Source organism: Streptomyces sp. NPDC055955, assembly GCF_042270245.1.
Classification (GTDB): Bacteria; Actinomycetota; Actinomycetes; order Streptomycetales; family Streptomycetaceae; genus Streptomyces.
Genome location: NZ_JBHJYS010000026.1, coordinates 15486 through 31056, shown reverse-complemented (window position 1 = coordinate 31056; position 15571 = coordinate 15486). Strand labels below are relative to the sequence as shown.

The window sequence follows — 15571 nt, the reverse complement described above, 5'->3', positions numbered from 1 at the left end:
CTAGAGTGCCCGCATGAGCCGCCTCACTTCGAACGGTGCCACGATCCACTTCGACGACCTGGGCCCGGCGGACGGCATGCCCGTCGTCCTGATCCACGGCCACCCCTTCAACCGCACCATGTGGCGCCCCCAGACGCCCGCGCTCAGCGCCGCCGGATACCGTCTCATCACCCCTGACCTGCGCGGTTACGGGGACAGCGACACGGCCGCGGGTACCACTCCGTTCCCCGCCTTCGCGGACGACGTCGCCGCCCTCCTCGATCACCTGGAGCTCGACCGCGCGGTGGTCGGCGGTGTGTCCATGGGCGGCCAGATCACCATGGAGTTCCTGCGCAGCCACCCGCGGCGCGTGCGCGCCCTGGTGCTCGCCGACACTTCCCCGGTGGCCGAGACCGACGAGGGCAGGACCTCGCGGAACCGGCTCGCCGACCGGCTCCTCGCACAGGGCATGGACGGTTACGCGGGTGAGGTCATCGACAAGATGCTGGCCGCCTACAACGTCACCGCGATGCCCCAGGTCGCCGCGCATGTCACGGAGATGATGCGGACCACCGACCCGGCGGGTGCCGCGGCGGCGCTGCGCGGGCGTGCCGAACGCGCCGACTACCGCGCGACGTTGGCGGCCACGTCCGCTCCCACCCTCGTCGTGGTGGGCGCGGACGACGTGTACACCCCGCCCGAGGACGCCCAGGGCATCCAGCACCTGGTCCCGCACGCGACCCTCACCGTCGTCGACCACGCGGGGCACCTGCCGAACATGGAACAGCCGGAGGCCTTCAACACCGCGCTGGTTCGCTTCCTCGACTCCCTGGCTCTTTGACTTCCTTGCGGATCAAGGGACTCGACGGAAGAGGGCCGTCCAGAGGAAGGGTTCGCCGAAACTCGGCGACTGCGGCGCCTCGTCGCGCATGCGGCGCTGTTCGACCTCGGTCAGATCGGAGAAGATCCAGCGCAGGGACTCCGGCGTGTACGCGAGTCCGCCGTGCAGGCCGGACCCGCGGTAGAGGTCGGCGTCGGCCACCTCCGAGCCCATCGCGCCGGACGCGAAGCAGGTGAGGGCGAGTTGGCCGCCGGGGGCGAGGGTCCGGTCGAGGAGGTCGAGATAGCTGATCCGGCGGTGCGGCGGCAGATGGTGGAAGCAGCCGGAGTCGTAGATCAAGTCGTACGGGCCGCGGAGTTCGGCGTCGGTCAGGGCGAAGGCGTCGCCGCAGTGGAAGCTGACGACGGCTCCGGCCTGTGCCGCCCGTTCCTCGGCCCACGCGATGGCCTCCGGTGACAGGTCGACCGCGTCCACCTCGAAACCCTGCGAGGCGAGGTGGATCGCGTTGCGTCCGGGGCCGCAGCCGAGGTCGAGTGCGCGGCCCGGGGTGACCAGCCCGCGCCGGAGACAGGACACGAGGTTCTCGTCGGGCTTGTCCGCGAAGAACGGCACGGGCCTGGTGCGGTCCGCGTAGAAGCCGTCCCACCAGGTGGCCGCGTCGCCGGTCCAGCGGTCGGCCTCCGGCGCGAACAGCCCGTCCAGGAGCGCGAGTACGTCGTCGACACTGCGTATGTTCCGGTCCATCCGGCTCCCCTTCCCTGTCCGGCGATCCTAGTTTCGGGAGGGGCTTTCGGGGGCGCCCCGGCCTTCGTCGCGGACACTTCGACAGGCGCCGAACTGTCCGCGGCCTAGCGTCTGCGGCATGGGAGACGCATCGATGGGGAGGCAGACACGGTGACGATGTGGGAGATGGTCGCGGTGTGTGCCGCCGGGGTGGGCGCCGGGGCCATCAACACCGCCGTGGGCTCAGGGACGCTGATCACGTTCCCCGTTCTGCTCGCCACCGGTCTGCCGCCCGTCACGGCCACGGTGTCGAACGCACTCGGTCTGATCCCGGGATCCGTCAGCGGCGCCATCGGCTACCGCGCCGAACTCGGCGGGCAGCGGCGGCGCCTCCTGAAGCTGGGCGCCGGTGCCGTGCTCGGCGGGTTCGCGGGCGCCACGCTGCTGCTCACCCTTCCGGCGGCGGCGTTCGAGACGATCGTGCCGGTCCTCGTCGGTCTCGCTGTCGTCCTGGTCGCGTTCCAGCCGCTGATCAGCCGTCGAGCACGGCGACGGCGCGAGCGGGCCGGCGCCCGTCCGCGCGGCGACGTGGGACCGCTCCTGTTCGCCTCCCTCACGCTCGCCAGCGTCTACGGCGGCTACTTCTCCGCCGCGCAGGGGATCCTCTACGTGGCGCTGATGGGCATGCTCCTGGACGAGCCGCTGCAACGCCTGAACGGCGTCAAGAACGTCCTGGTCGCCCTCGTCAACGCCGTCGCCGCCTTCTTCTTCCTCTTCGTCGCCGACTTCGACTGGACGGCCGTACTGCTCATCGCGGCCGGATCCGCGGTCGGTGGGCAGCTCGGCGCGAAGGCGGGCCGCCGTCTGCGCCCCGGTGTCCTGCGCGCCCTCGTCGTGACGGTGGGGACGTTCGCGGTCGTCCAGCTGCTGCTGCGGTGACCGAGGCGCTCACCCCGCCGAGGCGCCCCCACCGGGTTCGAACACCGTGAACTGCGCGCCCTGTGCGTCCCGCACGGTGGCCCGGCGTCCGGCCTCGTCCTCCCATTCGCCCGTCACGGTGCCGTCCTGCTTGAGCACCGCGCGGGTGCACTCGGCGACATCGTCCACGGCGAACTGGACCTCCCAGTGCGGCCGGACGCTGGGATCAGGGGCCGCCTCGACGGCACCGGACGTGATCCGGGCCATGGCCAGGCCGCCGCAGACCAGGATGACCTCCTCGTTCTCGTAGCGGACGTCGCAGCCTCCGGGCCGGGTCCAGCCCAGGACCTCGCCGTAGAAGATGGCGGCGTCGAAGGCGTTCCTGGTCACGAGCCGGAGCCCGACCTGCCCCTCCGGGTGCCATCCGCTCCAGTTCCGTGCGAGGTGACCGGACCAGATCCCGAAAGCGGCACCGCTGCTGTCGGCGAGCAGTGCGGCGCGGCCCAGAGGGAAGCGGATCGGGCCCACGCCGACGGTGCCGCCGCGTTCGCGCACCCGGCTCGCGGTCTCGTCCGGGTCGCCGACGCCGAAGTACGGCAGCCAGGCCGTGGCCACGCCGAAGGTCGGAGCCACCGCGCCGATGCTCGCCACCGGTCTGCCGTCCGACATCGCGACGGCGAACCCGTCACCGAGGCTGCCCTGGCGGAATTCCCAGCCGAGCACGGCCTCGTAGAACGCTCTGGTGGCGGCCAGGTCGTGCGCCGCGAGGCTCACCCAGCAGGGGGCCCCGAGCACGGCGCCGCTCGGCGGGCCGTCCTCGTCACCGGCCTCGGTGGCCAGTCTGTCGGTCATCGTGCACCATCCCTGAATCACGGCCTGCGCCCATTGCAGCAAGAACGGCCCCGTGCGGCCATCGCCCAGTGGGGCGACACACGCCTGGCCAGAAGCCGCCGGGCGAGAGGCCGTGGAGCCGGAGGCGCCTCGGAACGCCCAGCGTAGAATCAGGATAAAAGGTGCCGAACGGGCACGCTGAAGGTGGTGCCGCGTCGGCGTCGTGGTCTCGGGGAGGGCGGTGCCACGGTCCCGCCGGAAGGAGTCCACGATGACGACCGGGCAGGCAGTCGATTCCGAGCGGAAAGAAGAATTCGCCGGACGCATGGTCCAGGTGGTCAATGACGCGTGTCTGGGCTATCTGTGCAGCCTCGGCCATCGGACGGGGCTCTTCGACACGATGGCGCCCCTTCCGCCGTCGACCAGCGTCCAGATCGCCAAGGCCGCGGGGCTCGACGAGCGGTACGTACGGGAGTGGCTCGGCGGTCTGACCGTCGCCGGTGTCGTCGAATACCGGCCGGCCGACGGCACGTACTGGCTCCCGCCCGAGCACGCCGCCTCTCTCACTCGGGCAGCGGGGCCCGAGAACATGGCCTCGCTCCTTCAGGACCTCGCGCTCCTCGGCGTCGTCGAGGACGAGGTCCTCGACGCGTTCCGCAAGGGCGGCGGCGTCCCCTACTCCTCGTATCCGCGGTTCCAGGAGCTCCAGGCCGAGGAGACGGGGCGCGTCTACGACGTGGCCCTGGTCGACGCGATCGTTCCGCTGGCGCCGGGCCTGCCGGAGCGGCTGCGCGCCGGGGTCGACGCGCTGGACATCGGGACCGGGCAGGGCCATGCGGTGAACCTGCTGGCCCAGGCGTTCCCCGCCAGCCGGTTCCGCGGCATCGACATCTCCGAGACGGGCATCGCGGCCGCACGCGCCGAGGCGGAGCGCCTCGGCCTCGAGAACGTCCGGTTCGACGTCGTCGACACGACCGACATCAGCGGTACGTACGACCTCATCACGGCGTTCGACGTGATCCACGACCTGGCGCGCCCCGCGCGCACCCTGGACGCGGTGGCCGCCGCGCTGCGCGACGACGGCGTGTTCCTCATGGGCGACATCTCCGCCTCCAGCAACCTGGAGGAGAACCTCGACCATCCCCTCGGCCCCACCCTGTACACCTTCTCGGTCTTCTACTGCATGACCGTGTCGCTGGGCGAGGGCGGCGCGGGGCTCGGCACGGTCTGGGGGCGGCAGCGGGCGCTGCAGATGCTCGCCGACGCCGGGTTCGGCGACATCGACGTGGAGCAGGTCGAGGGCGACATCCTCAACGTGTACTACGTGGCCCGCAAGTGACGCCCACCCCAGGAGAGGCCCAGGACCGGCGGACGAGACGTGCGTGCGTGGCCGCCGGGGAGCTGACGAGTTCCACGACCTCGTAGCCGTCGACGCCGTCTCCGATGTGGTCGAGCAGGCGCTCGCCCTTGCCGACGAGGAGCGGCACGATGGCCAGGTGCAATTCGTCGACGAGGCCGGCGCGCAGGTACTGCTGGATCGTGGCCGGGCCACCGCCGATGCGCACGTCCTTGCCGTCCGCCGCCTCGTAGGCCCTGGCGAGGACCGTCTCGACGGGCTCGTCGGTGAAGTGGAAGTCCGTTCCGCCCTTCATCGACACCGTCGGCCGCGTGTGGTGCGTGTGCACGAACACCGGGTGGTGGAACGGCGGGTTGTCACCCCACCAGCCGGTCCACGCCTCGTTCTCCCACGGTCCGCGAAAGGGCCCGAACATGTTGCGGCCCATGATCGTGGCGCCGATGTTGTCCTCGCTGCGGGCGACGAAGTCGACGTCGGTGCCCTGCCTGCCCTCGGCGTGGTCCTTCATCGCGGCGAACATCCAGTCGTGCAGGCTGCCGTCGATCCCGTCACCGAAGGGCGCGTCCATGCGCTGGTCGGTACCGGCGGCGAACCCGTCGAGCGAGACAGTGACGTTGTGTACGCGGAGCTTCGGCATGACGTCTCCTTCGTGGTGACGGGAGCGGGGCCCTTCCCGCTCTCACCCTTGCGTCGAACGGAGCGGGGGCGGATCGACAGCCCCTCCCGAGCTTCTTCCGGAAGTCCCGTCACCGCGGCGCGCACCCTGCACGGGACCCCTCAGGCGTCGGGGAGCCCGGCCAGCCACTCGATGAGGATGCGGTTGACGTCTTCGCCGCGCTCCTGCTGGATCCAGTGGCCGCAGCCTTCGAGGAGGTGCGAGGAGCGCAGGCCCGGCAGAGTGGTCGGGTAGGCGGCGATGGCGTCGGACAGCCACGTCGTGGACGCGTCCAGGGCGCCGCCGATGAACAGGGACGGCTGGGCGACAGGGGCGCCCGCATGGGCCGCCAGGTCCTTCCAGTCCCGGTCCATGTTGCGGTAGCGGTTGAGCGCTCCGGTCAGTCCCGTACGTTCGAACTCCTCGGCGTACACGTCGAGTTCGGCCTCGTCGAGCCAGGCGGGGAGCCGGCCGGCGGGGAAGCGGTCGCGCATCCTTGCGCCCCGGGGGACGAAGTGCGGGTCGGGTGCGCCGGGCACGGGCATCGTGTCGGCCGACAGCGCGGCGAAGATGCCGGCGAGCCAGCCGCGCACGTCGGGCTCGATCTCGGCCTCCGCCCTTCCCGGCTCCTGGAAGTACGAGACGTAGAGCTCCTCGTCCCCTCCCATGCCCGCGAAGACGTCGCTGGGCCGCGGTCCGCCGGGCGGGGTGTAGGGGACGCTCAGCAGCGCGACCGCGCGGAATACGTCCGGCCTGAGCAGCGCCGAGTCGGCGGCGATGGTCGCGCCCCAGTCGTGCCCGACGAGCACCGCGGACCGCTCGCCCAGGGCATGGACGAGGGCGACGTTGTCGTCCACCAGGTCGAGCATTGCGTACGCGGCCGGGTCCGCGGGCTTCGAGGAGCGGCCGTAGCCGCGCACGTCCAGGGCGACGGCCCGGTATCCGGCCGCCGCGAGCGCCGGCAGCTGGCGGCGCCACGAGTACCAGGTCTCGGGGAATCCGTGGACGAGCAGGACCAGTGGCCCGGTGCCCTGCTCCACGAGGTGGATCCGGCCCGCGGGACCGTCGACGAGTCGGTGCGAGGGTCCCTCGGCCTGCTGCGACATGCGACCTCCTGTAGACATCGTGCGGCCCCACCGGGGGCAACCGGCGGTGGGGGCCCTGACGCCGATCATGCAACGGACCGTCGCACGGCACCGACCCTTCTTGCCGCTTCGGCAAAGAATCCGCTCGGCCGGGGCGGTCCCCCGCGGCGCGTTCGGCTCAGTCGGCCGCGCCGCCGATCATGTCCACCAGTTCCGCGAGCGCGGCGGCCGCCTTCGACAGTCCCGGCGCGGGCGTCACCGGTTCGTCCAGGTAGACGTCCCGCCGAAGTTCGATCATGAGTGCGCTGACCCGCGGGTCCTTGCCGTAGTGCCGCAACGGCACGTACGCCCCGGCGAACGGCGTGTCGAGGGCGATGTCCCCGAGTCCCTCGAAGGCCGCGCGCGCCTGCGCCGGCAAGGCGTCGGGGGTGTGGAAAGGGTCGGTGCCCAGGCACACGGGCGGGCGCGGAGCCGCTCCGTGCAACTCGTAGGGCAGGGCCCGGCTGGGGTACGAGTGCACATCGAGGATCACCGCGCGCCCGGCGGCGACGAGCCGGTCCTCGACGGCGTCCGTCATCGCGTCGGCGTAGGGGTGGAAGTAGGTGTCGAGGAGCTCGGTCCCGTCGGCGGGTGGTTCGGGCCTGAGGAGTCGGCGGTGTGTGGTGCGGGTGTACACCGCGCCCATGCCGACCGCGCTCATCTCCTCTCGTTCGTCGGGAAAGCGTTCGGGGTCCACGACGAGGCGGGACAGTTCGTTGACGAATCGCCAGGGCGTCACTTTCGCTTCACGCGCGGCTAGTTCGGCGATCTCCCGCGTGCGAGCGTCCGTGATCAGGTCCAACTCCCTTTCCAGGGAGGCGTCGTCGAGCACGATGCCCTTCCGGACGCGCGGCGGCACGACGCGCGAGCCGTGCGGTACGTGGAGAAGGACGGGCGATGCCGCGCTCCCCGGAATCAGCCTGTACGACGGCCGGGTGTCCTGTGCGGAACTGTCCGTGGTGTCCATGCCCCCACTCTCCTCCGCCCGATCCCAACTGGTGAAACACGGGGTTACGGCGCCCGGGTGCCACGGGTAGGGTGCCCAGTCATCCACTACTGAACGGCCGTTGAGTAGTGGTGGGGCGGGCCCTGCCGTCCCGCCCGGACCCTGCACATGTGACCTTCGTTCGCGAGGAGTTCTTCACCTTGCCCGACGCACCGTCGAATCTGCTGCGCCACCTCTGGATCCCGCTGGCGGACGGCACACGGCTCGCCGCCCGCGTGTGGCTGCCCGCCGCCGGGAGCCGCCCCGCCCCCGCGGTCCTGGAGTACATCCCGTACCGCAAGAACGACGCGACCGCGGCCCGCGACAACAGCCTCCACGCCCGCTTCGCCGAGGCCGGCTACGCGGCCGTCCGCGTCGACCTGCGCGGCAGCGGCGACTCGGACGGGCTGATGCTCGACGAGTACGCCCGGCAGGAACTGGCCGACGGTGTCGAGGTGATCGACTGGCTGGCGCGGCAGCCGTGGTGCGACGGGAACGTCGGCATGATCGGCAAGTCCTGGGGCGGTTTCAACGGTCTCCAGATCGCGGCTCTGCGCCCGGCCGCGCTCAAGGCGGTCGTCACGGTCTGCTCGACGGACGACCGGTACGCCGACGACGTCCACTACACCGGCGGCTCCCTGATCGCCTCCGAGATGCTGCCGTGGGCGTCGACCATGCTGGCCTACAACGCGCGCCCCGCCGATCCGGCCGTCGTCGGCGACGGCTGGCGCGAGCAGTGGCTCCGGCGAATGGCGGACACCCCCGTGTACGCGGAGGAGTGGGTGCGGCACCAGGCGCGCGACGCGTACTGGAAGCACGGGTCCGTGTGCGAGGACTTCGGCGCGATCCAGGCACCGGTGCTGGCCGTCGGCGGCTGGTACGACCCCTACTGCGGAGCCGTCCTGCGCCTGCTCGAAGGGCTCGAAGTGCCGGTGCGGGGTCTGGTGGGGCCGTGGGCCCACACCTATCCCCACCAGGCCGAGCCGGGTCCCGCCATCGACTTCCACGCCGAGGTCGTGCGCTGGTTCGACCAGTTCCTGCGCGGGCGGGACAGCGGCGCCCTCGACGATCCGGCGCTGCGGGTGTGGATGCCCGAGTGGGCCGCGCCCGGCAGCGATCGCGCCGTGCGTCCGGGCCGCTGGGTCGCCGAGGAGAACTGGCCGTCGCCCCGGATCGAACGGCGCGTGTTCGCCCTGGGCGGCGAGTCGGCGGGAACCGCCGCCGGGACCGATCCGCTGCGTGAGCGCGCCGTGCCCCTCGACAGCACGCGGATGATCGGCACCGCGGGTGGCAGCTGGCTCCAGTTCGGCGACGCGGCAGGTCAGTTCGGTCCGCAGGGCGGTGACGACGGTCTCTCGCACACCTTCACGACCGTGCCGCTCGACGAGAGCGCGGAGATCCTCGGCGTGCCGACCGTGACCCTCCGGGTCAGCGCCGACCGTCCGGAGGCGCAGCTCGCCGTACGCCTCAACGACGTCGCGCCCGACGGCAGTTCACGTCTTGTCACGCGCGGCCTGCTCAACCTCACCCATCGCGACGGCCACGAGGAGCCTCAGGCTCTTGAGCCGGGGCCCGCCTACGAGGTGACGGTGCCGCTGGTGGCGACCGCGCACTCCTTCGCGCCCGGTCACCGCATCCGCGTCGCGGTGTCGGCCTCGTACTGGCCCCTGGCCTGGCCCTCGCCGCGGCCCGTCACGGTCACGCTCCACCCGGCGCCGTCGGCCGCGCTGTGCCTGCCCGTACGCCCGGCGAGCGCCGACGACGCGAAGCTGCGCCCGTACGGGGAGCCCCTGCCGGATCTGCCCGCGCCGCTGCGCCAGTCCCCCGGGGTCACCGGGCGCCACGTCGAGCACGATCCGGTGAGCGGCACGACCGTCGTCACCCTCCGCGTCGACGACGGCGAGTTCACCGACCTCTCGGACGGAGCCTGGCGGCGCACCGACAGCGTCGACCGCTTCACGCTCACCGAAGGCGACCCGCACTCCGCGCTCGTCGAGTGCGAACGCACCGAGGAGGGCGGGCGCGGCGACTGGAGCTGGAAGGTCGTGACGGTCAGCCATATGACAGCGGACGCCACGGCGTTCACCCTCACGAACACCATCACCGCCCACGAGGGGGACGACCGCGTGTACCAGCGCACCACCGATGCCGTGATACCTCGCCGGGGAGTGTGAGCATGCGCCGTCGCACCCTGCTCACCGGCTCCCTCGCCGTCGCGGCCGCCGCCGGGGTGAGCACGGCGGCCGGCTCCGTCGCGGGCACCGGCCCCGTGATCACCGTCGGCTCGAAGCAGTTCACCGAGTCATGGGTGATGGGCGAGCTGTACGCCCAGATCCTCACCGCCCGCGGCTTCGAGGTCGTCCTCAAGTCGAACATCGGCAGCGCCGACATCATCGACCGTGCGCTGCGCAGCCACCAGATCGACCTCTATCCCGAGTACACGGGCGTCATCCTCCAGACGTTCGCGATGCCGAAGCGGATGCCGGTCACGGCGCACGGAACGTACGAGGCGGCGAAGAGGTTCGAGGAGGGGCGCGGTCTCACCCTGCTGAGGCCGACCCCGTTCCAGAACCGCAACGCCGTCGCCGTGCGCAGCTCCGACGCCCGAAAGTACGGGCTGCGGACTGTCGGCGACCTGCGCCGGATGGGGCGGATCTCGTACGCCGAGTACCCCGACAACATCACGGGCCCGCTCGGCTACGACGCCATCGTCAAGGCGTACCGGCTGTCGAGCATGAAGGTGCGGCCGCTCAACATCGGCCTGCAGTACCCGGCGCTCGAGAACGGTGACGTGGACGCCGCCGACGTCTTCACCACCGACCCTCAGCTGCGTCGCTACGACTTCACCGTCCTGGAGGACGACCAGGCGATCTTCGGCTTCCAGAACGTGTCGCCGGTGGTCCGGCGCTCGCTCGTCGAGCGGTACGGCCGCCGGCTCACCGAGCCGCTCGACGCGGTGAACGCGCTGCTCACCGAGAAGGCCATGCAGGCGCTGAACGAGGCCGCCGCCATGATGCGGCTGAGCCCTGCGAAGGTCGCCGACCGATTCCTGCGCGCCAACGACCTGAAGTGACCGAGGAGCCCACGACCATGCAGAGCGCTGCCGACATCGTCTTCGACGCGGCCACCAAGACCTACGCGGGCTCCGCCGAACCCGCCGTGGACGCGCTGTCCCTGACCGTCCCGGCCGGGGAGATCTGCGTCCTGCTCGGGGCGTCCGGCTGCGGCAAGACGACCGCACTCACCCTCGTCAACCGGCTCACCGAGCTGACCTCCGGCGACATCCGCATCGACGGGCGCAGCATCCGCGACCAGGACGTCATCGAACTGCGCCGCTCGATCGGCTACGTCATCCAGCAGGCGGGGCTCTTCCCGCACATGACGATCGAGGAGAACATCGCGACGGTCCCGCAGGTCCTCGGCTGGAAACGGTCGCGGACCGCCGACCGCGTCCGCGAACTGCTCGAACTGGTCGGCCTTCCCCACAAGGAGTACGCGGACCGCTACCCCGCCCAGCTGTCGGGCGGGCAGCGCCAACGCGTCGGCATCGCACGGGCGTTGGCCGCGGACCCGCCGATCATGCTGATGGACGAGCCGTTCGGCGCGCTGGACCCGGTGACGCGCGAGCACATGCAGGACGAGTTCCTGCGGCTGCACGAACAGGTCCGCAAGACCACGCTGTTCGTGAGCCACGACATCGACGAGGCCGTCCGCATGGGCGACCGCGTCGCGATCCTCGCCAAGGGCGGCAGGCTCCTCCAGTACGACTCCCCCGAACGCATCCTGCGCGAGCCCGCGGACGACTACGTGGCGCGTTTCGTCGGCACGGACCGCGGCCTCAAGGCGCTGACGCTGCGCAGCCTCGGCGAGCTGGAGCTCGACCCCGCGAGCGGCGACGACGAGGCGTCGCTCCGCACCGGCGACACCCTGCGGACCGCCCTGTCGGCGCTGCTCGCGGGAGGCGCCGAGCGGCTGCCGGTCGCGGACGAGTCGGGGAAGACCGTCGGCAGCGTGACCGTGGACCTCATCAGGGAGGCGGCGTGAGTTCCGCCCTGCTCACGGCGGCCGGCCCGCGGCCGGTGATCCCCGACTTCGGAACGGTCAGTTCCTGCGTCCGCGACAACGGCCTGTTCTGCGTCGACTGGTTCACCGCCAACTTCTCCAGCATGTTCGGGCCCGCGCTCGTCCAGCATGTGCGGCTCACGGTGATCGCTGTCGGTGTCGGCTTCCTCGTCGCGTTTCCGTTGGCGCTGCTCGCGCACTTCCGGCGCCGTCTGGTGAAGCCGCTCGGCGGTCTGACCTCGTTCCTCTACACGATCCCGCCGATGGCCCTGTTCACGCTGCTCGTCCCGGTGTTCGGTCTCTCCGTCCTCACCGCGGAGATCGCGCTGGTGTCGTACACACTGATGGTGTTGTTCAAGTCGTCGCTGACGGGCCTCGGTGAGGTGCCGGAGGAGGTGCGCCGGGCGGGCGAGGGCATGGGGCTGACCCGGCGCGAGATCCTCTGGCGCATCGAACTCCCGCTGGCCCTGCCCGCGGTGATCAGCGGGCTGCGCGTGGCGACGGTGACCACGATCAGCGTGGTGGAGGTCGCCGCCTTCATCATCGACCAGGGGCTCGGCTCTCCGATCATCCAGGGCCTTCAGTCGCCGTTCAACACCCAGTTCATCGGGGCCGGTCTGCTGGCTGTCGCGCTCGCGCTGGCGGCGGACGGACTGATCGTGCTGGTGGGACGGCTGCTCACGCCGTGGGCCCGGACGCGGAGGACCGTCTGATGCACACCTTCTTCGCCAGTTTCTCGTTCATGGCCGACCACTTCGGGCTCCTGGCCGACCGCACGGTGGACCATCTGAAGCTGTCGGCCGCCGCCGTCGCTGTGGCCCTCGTCCTCGCGCTCCCGCTCGGCGTGTGGCTCGGCCACCGCGGCAAGGGTTCCTTCGTCACCGTCAGCATCTCCAACATCGGCCGTGCGCTGCCGTCGCTGGCGCTCATCGCGATCTTCCTCGGGCTGCTCGGCATCGGATTCGTCAATGTCATGACGGCGCTGGTGGTGATGGCGGTCCCACCGGTGCTCACCCACGCGTACCTCTCGGTGGAGCAGGTGGACCCGGATCTGGTGCGCGCCGGGCGGGGCATGGGCCTGACGGAGTGGCAGATCCTCACTCGCATCGAACTGCCCCTCGCCCTGCCGGTGCTCTTCACCGGCATCAGGATCGCGGCGGTGTACGTCATCTCCAGCGCGACCCTGGCCGCGGTCGCCGGCGGCGGCGGACTCGGCGACATCATCCTCAACCAGGTGTCGTACGGCCTGTCGGGGGTGATCGCCGCCGCTCTGTGGGTGGCCGTCCTGGCGCTGGCCGCGGACGGCCTGTTCGGAGCGCTCCGCAACCGGCTCACCCCGCGCGGGGTCCTCGCGGGACGGAGTGTGTGACCGGTACACCGCTGTCGGGGAGAACACGCCGCACTGCGGTGCGAGGACATCCATGCGGGGCAGGAGCGGACCGCCTAGGCGGGGGCCGGCCGCCATGACGGTGAGCGCCCCAGGATCGCGACGATCTCGTCCAGGCGGGACCCTCCGCCGGCGGCCGTGACCGCCGGCGCGAAGGCCGCACGGGGGCCGCGGCGCGCCTCCCCTGCGGGCACCGCTCGTGCCACGGCGAGTGCCACGCCGAGGAGGCCGGGGTCGAACGTCACCGTGTGCCCCAGCGTCCGCGCCACGTCCCAGGAGTGCACGACGTAGTCGATGAAGTGGAAGCTGACGGCCTGTGCTCCCGGGAAGGGTCCGCCGTCGCGGATCTCCGGGAGGGGGAACGCCCGCTCCGTCACTCCGTCGACGGCGAAGGCCTCCAGGACGTGGCGGGCGGCCTCGCGGTACGTCGCGACGGGGTCGTCCCCGAGCGGACGCGGCCGCCACAGGGCGATGTCCTTCTCCCCGCGCGAGGCCGCCGCGAATCCGTGGTGCTGCGCCGTCATGTGGCCGAGCAGGTCACGCAGCGTCCACCCGGCGCACGGGGTCGGCCGGGCCAGGTCCCCGGCCGTCGCCCGCGCCACCACGTCGACGCTCGCACGCACCGCCTCCGCGTCCAGGGCCACCAGATCCTTATTCGTAGGCATGCGCTTATCATCTGCCCGCACCTATCGCATGTCAACGTCTATCATCGGCGCGTGATGGCCAAGAACGGCGGACGCCGCGACCTCGCCGCGATGCTGCAGCCCCTGGTGCGGTCCCTCATCGCCGCCGAGCTGCCGGTGCTCGCTTCGCACGGGATCTCGATGTGGGGATACGTCGTCCTCAGCGCCCTGGACGACGGCCCCGTCCGAACCCAGGCCGCGCTCGCGACAGCGATCGGCGCGGACAAGACCCGGATCATCTCCACGCTGGACACGCTGCAGGAGTCCGGTCTGATCTCCCGCACCCCGGACCCTCACGACCGACGGGTCCGACTCCTCTCCATCACCGACGACGGCCGGCGCGTGCGCAGGTCCGCGCAGGCCGGCATCCACGCGCACGAGGACCGCCTCCTGGCCCGGCTCCCCGCGGCCGACCGCCGGGTCTTCCTCGACGCGGTCCGCACCCTCACCCCGGACGCGGACACGCCCTAGTCGGTCCCCGCCCCCAGGTGGCCGAGCACCGAGCGCACCGCCCGTCGCACCGCGTCGCGCGACGCGTCGGTCGGGTCGACCGTCTCGAAGCCGTGGTGGCCGAGCGGCACGTCGATCACCTCCAGGGCCGCGCCGCAGTCCGCGGCCGCGGACACGAACTCCTCGACCGTCACCGCGATTTCAGGGCGTTCGAGCCCCACCCGCGTCAGCACGATCGGCAGCCGCCCCGCACCGCGCACCGCCGCCGCCGGGCGGAACCGGCCGCCGGCGAGCCCCCAGCCCGGCAGCGGCGCGAGAATCGGGTAGGAGGCCGCCACGCATCGCAGCCAGGACGGCGGAGCCGCGAGCCAGTCGGCCGCAAGGAGCCCTCCGGCCGAGACGAACCACAGCGCGACGCGCTCGCCGTCCACCCGTGGATCGGCCCGTACGAGCTCGATCGCCTCGGCGATGTCGTCGGCGGCCCGCCCGTACGCGGTCAGCTCGTGGAGCCGGTGGTCCACGGTCACGCCGACGGCCCCCAGGTTCGCCGCGTACTGCGCATAGCCCACGAAGGCCGGCCAGTCGCGCGGTGTCGGACGGGCACCGGCCGGTACCGGTCCGCCGTGGACGAACACCACAGCCGGCCGGGGATCGTCGGCGTCCGGCAGATGCAGGTCGACGCGGCCGGTCCGCTCCCGGGGCCGCTCCTCGACGTCCATGAGGAACGGCCGCAGATGCGTGGGCTGCTCGCGCACGGCGGCCACCCGGTGTCCCTTCCCCGCGGCCGCCCGCAGCAGTACGTCCACGAGCTCGCGCGGAGCGGAGAGCATCGGCCAGTGCCCGGTCTCGAGTTCGAAGAAGGTGACACGCGGGTCGGCGAGCGCCTGGAACGCGGGATCACCCAGGCCCACCCTGGCCTCGACCACGGCGATGCTCGACCCGTTGGCCGTGCACAGGACGCCGGTCGTCGGCACTTCGGCGACCGCGCCCGACAGCCGCAAGGGCTGGGTGAGCGTGGGCAGGGGCTGGGGAACGGCCTGTTCGGTCAGCCGCGCCAGCGCGTCGTCCGGGAGGCCTGCGACGCTGCCCCAGCGCTGCCACTCCTGCACCGTCGGCGCGGGCAGCGTGCCGGCCCCGTTTTCCCGGGCCAGGCTCAGCACCCGCTCGCGGTCCGTCTGGTCGGGCACCAGCTTGAGGGCCGGGTCGCCGTCCTCGGGGACGCCGACATCCACGTGGACGATCCTGGAGATCCGCCCGGGGCGCCGGTCCGCGGCACCGCGCACCGGGTGGATGCCGTAGCAGTGGCCGACGAGGACCACGTCCTGCCCCTCGACCCGGTCGATCAGCCGGACCAGCTCCTCGATGTGCGTCTGCAGGTCCACGCCCGGCTCCGCCGCACCACCGCCGCCGTCCATGCCGGTGAGCGTCACTTCGTACGCCCGCGCCCCCGAGTCCCGCAGCCCGGCGGCCACTTGCCGCCATACCCAGCCGCCGGTGTGGGCCCCCGCCACCAGAATGAACGCTGTCATGTCCGTCTCCTCCCACGCCGTGGTCCGCGGACCGGCCGGTCCGCGCT

Annotated in this window: 16 protein-coding genes; 9 read left to right on the top strand and 7 right to left on the bottom strand. The window is 71.8% G+C overall.

All coding sequences use genetic code 11. From position 1 onward, the window contains the following. Positions 1 to 13: 13 nt before the first annotated feature. Positions 14 to 820, top strand: coding sequence for an alpha/beta fold hydrolase (locus ACFC96_RS37805; RefSeq protein ID WP_376616722.1), 807 nt, complete (start codon positions 14 to 16; stop codon positions 818 to 820). Positions 821 to 832: 12 nt separating this feature from the next. Here ACFC96_RS37805 and ACFC96_RS37800 read toward each other — a convergent pair whose 3' ends face one another. Next, positions 833 to 1564, bottom strand: a complete 732-nt coding sequence (locus tag ACFC96_RS37800; RefSeq protein ID WP_376616720.1) for a class I SAM-dependent methyltransferase — start codon at positions 1562 to 1564, stop codon at positions 833 to 835. A 150-nt stretch (positions 1565 to 1714) separates the two neighbouring features. Between ACFC96_RS37800 and ACFC96_RS37795 the strand changes: the two genes are divergently transcribed. Then, positions 1715 to 2482 carry a sulfite exporter TauE/SafE family protein gene (locus ACFC96_RS37795; RefSeq protein ID WP_376616719.1) on the top strand — a complete coding sequence of 256 codons (768 nt, stop codon included), beginning with the start codon at positions 1715 to 1717 and terminating at the stop codon, positions 2480 to 2482. A 9-nt stretch (positions 2483 to 2491) separates the two neighbouring features. Here the strand turns inward: ACFC96_RS37795 and ACFC96_RS37790 are convergent, their stop codons facing one another. Continuing rightward, positions 2492 to 3313: a VOC family protein gene (locus ACFC96_RS37790; RefSeq protein ID WP_340457803.1), complete on the bottom strand. Its 822-nt coding sequence runs from the start codon at positions 3311 to 3313 to the stop codon at positions 2492 to 2494. Positions 3314 to 3563: 250 nt separating this feature from the next. Here ACFC96_RS37790 and ACFC96_RS37785 point away from each other — a divergent pair, with 250 nt between their 5' ends. Next, positions 3564 to 4631: a methyltransferase domain-containing protein gene (locus tag ACFC96_RS37785; protein ID WP_340457802.1), complete on the top strand. Its 1068-nt coding sequence runs from the start codon at positions 3564 to 3566 to the stop codon at positions 4629 to 4631. Here the strand turns inward: ACFC96_RS37785 and ACFC96_RS37780 are convergent. From ACFC96_RS37780 to ACFC96_RS37770, 3 genes are all read right to left on the bottom strand, one after another. After that, positions 4603 to 5286 (bottom strand): dihydrofolate reductase family protein, encoded by a 684-nt coding sequence (locus tag ACFC96_RS37780; RefSeq protein ID WP_376616717.1) that lies wholly within the window; start codon positions 5284 to 5286, stop codon positions 4603 to 4605. The two genes, ACFC96_RS37785 and ACFC96_RS37780, sit on opposite strands and share 29 nt — an antisense overlap. A 140-nt stretch (positions 5287 to 5426) precedes the next feature. Further along, the gene (locus ACFC96_RS37775; protein ID WP_376616716.1) at positions 5427 to 6410 is read right to left on the bottom strand and encodes an alpha/beta fold hydrolase; all 984 of its coding nucleotides are present in this window, start codon (positions 6408 to 6410) and stop codon (positions 5427 to 5429) included. A 157-nt stretch (positions 6411 to 6567) separates the two neighbouring features. Further along, positions 6568 to 7395, bottom strand: a complete 828-nt coding sequence (locus tag ACFC96_RS37770; protein ID WP_340457799.1) for an N-formylglutamate amidohydrolase — start codon at positions 7393 to 7395, stop codon at positions 6568 to 6570. A 149-nt stretch (positions 7396 to 7544) separates the two neighbouring features. On the opposite strand from ACFC96_RS37770, the gene ACFC96_RS37765 reads away from it, so the two are divergent. The 5 genes from ACFC96_RS37765 to ACFC96_RS37745 are packed head-to-tail and all read left to right on the top strand — an operon-like array spanning position 7545 to position 12844. Next, complete coding sequence (locus ACFC96_RS37765; protein ID WP_376616714.1) at positions 7545 to 9587, top strand: CocE/NonD family hydrolase; 2043 nt, start codon at positions 7545 to 7547, stop codon at positions 9585 to 9587. Positions 9588 to 9589: 2 nt separating this feature from the next. Further along, positions 9590 to 10486 carry a glycine betaine ABC transporter substrate-binding protein gene (locus tag ACFC96_RS37760; RefSeq protein WP_376616712.1) on the top strand — a complete coding sequence of 299 codons (897 nt, stop codon included), beginning with the start codon at positions 9590 to 9592 and terminating at the stop codon, positions 10484 to 10486. Positions 10487 to 10503: 17 nt separating this feature from the next. After that, a complete protein-coding gene (locus ACFC96_RS37755; RefSeq protein ID WP_340457796.1) occupies positions 10504 to 11457 on the top strand; it encodes an ABC transporter ATP-binding protein in 954 nt (317 codons plus the stop codon). Next, positions 11454 to 12188 carry an ABC transporter permease gene (locus tag ACFC96_RS37750; RefSeq protein WP_376260788.1) on the top strand — a complete coding sequence of 245 codons (735 nt, stop codon included), beginning with the start codon at positions 11454 to 11456 and terminating at the stop codon, positions 12186 to 12188. The genes ACFC96_RS37755 and ACFC96_RS37750 overlap by 4 nt, the downstream gene beginning before the upstream one ends. Then, positions 12188 to 12844 (top strand): ABC transporter permease, encoded by a 657-nt coding sequence (locus ACFC96_RS37745; protein ID WP_376260786.1) that lies wholly within the window; start codon positions 12188 to 12190, stop codon positions 12842 to 12844. The genes ACFC96_RS37750 and ACFC96_RS37745 overlap by 1 nt, the downstream gene beginning before the upstream one ends. 74 nt (positions 12845 to 12918) lie before the next feature. Here the strand turns inward: ACFC96_RS37745 and ACFC96_RS37740 are convergent, their stop codons facing one another. Next, the gene (locus tag ACFC96_RS37740; protein WP_376616710.1) at positions 12919 to 13527 is read right to left on the bottom strand and encodes a TIGR03086 family metal-binding protein; all 609 of its coding nucleotides are present in this window, start codon (positions 13525 to 13527) and stop codon (positions 12919 to 12921) included. Between the two features lie 54 nt (positions 13528 to 13581). Between ACFC96_RS37740 and ACFC96_RS37735 the strand changes: the two genes are divergently transcribed. Continuing rightward, positions 13582 to 14016: a MarR family winged helix-turn-helix transcriptional regulator gene (locus ACFC96_RS37735; protein ID WP_376616885.1), complete on the top strand. Its 435-nt coding sequence runs from the start codon at positions 13582 to 13584 to the stop codon at positions 14014 to 14016. Here the strand turns inward: ACFC96_RS37735 and ACFC96_RS37730 are convergent. Next, positions 14013 to 15524, bottom strand: a complete 1512-nt coding sequence (locus tag ACFC96_RS37730; RefSeq protein WP_376616708.1) for an alpha/beta hydrolase — start codon at positions 15522 to 15524, stop codon at positions 14013 to 14015. The genes ACFC96_RS37735 and ACFC96_RS37730 overlap by 4 nt on opposite strands. Positions 15525 to 15571: the final 47 nt, after the last annotated feature.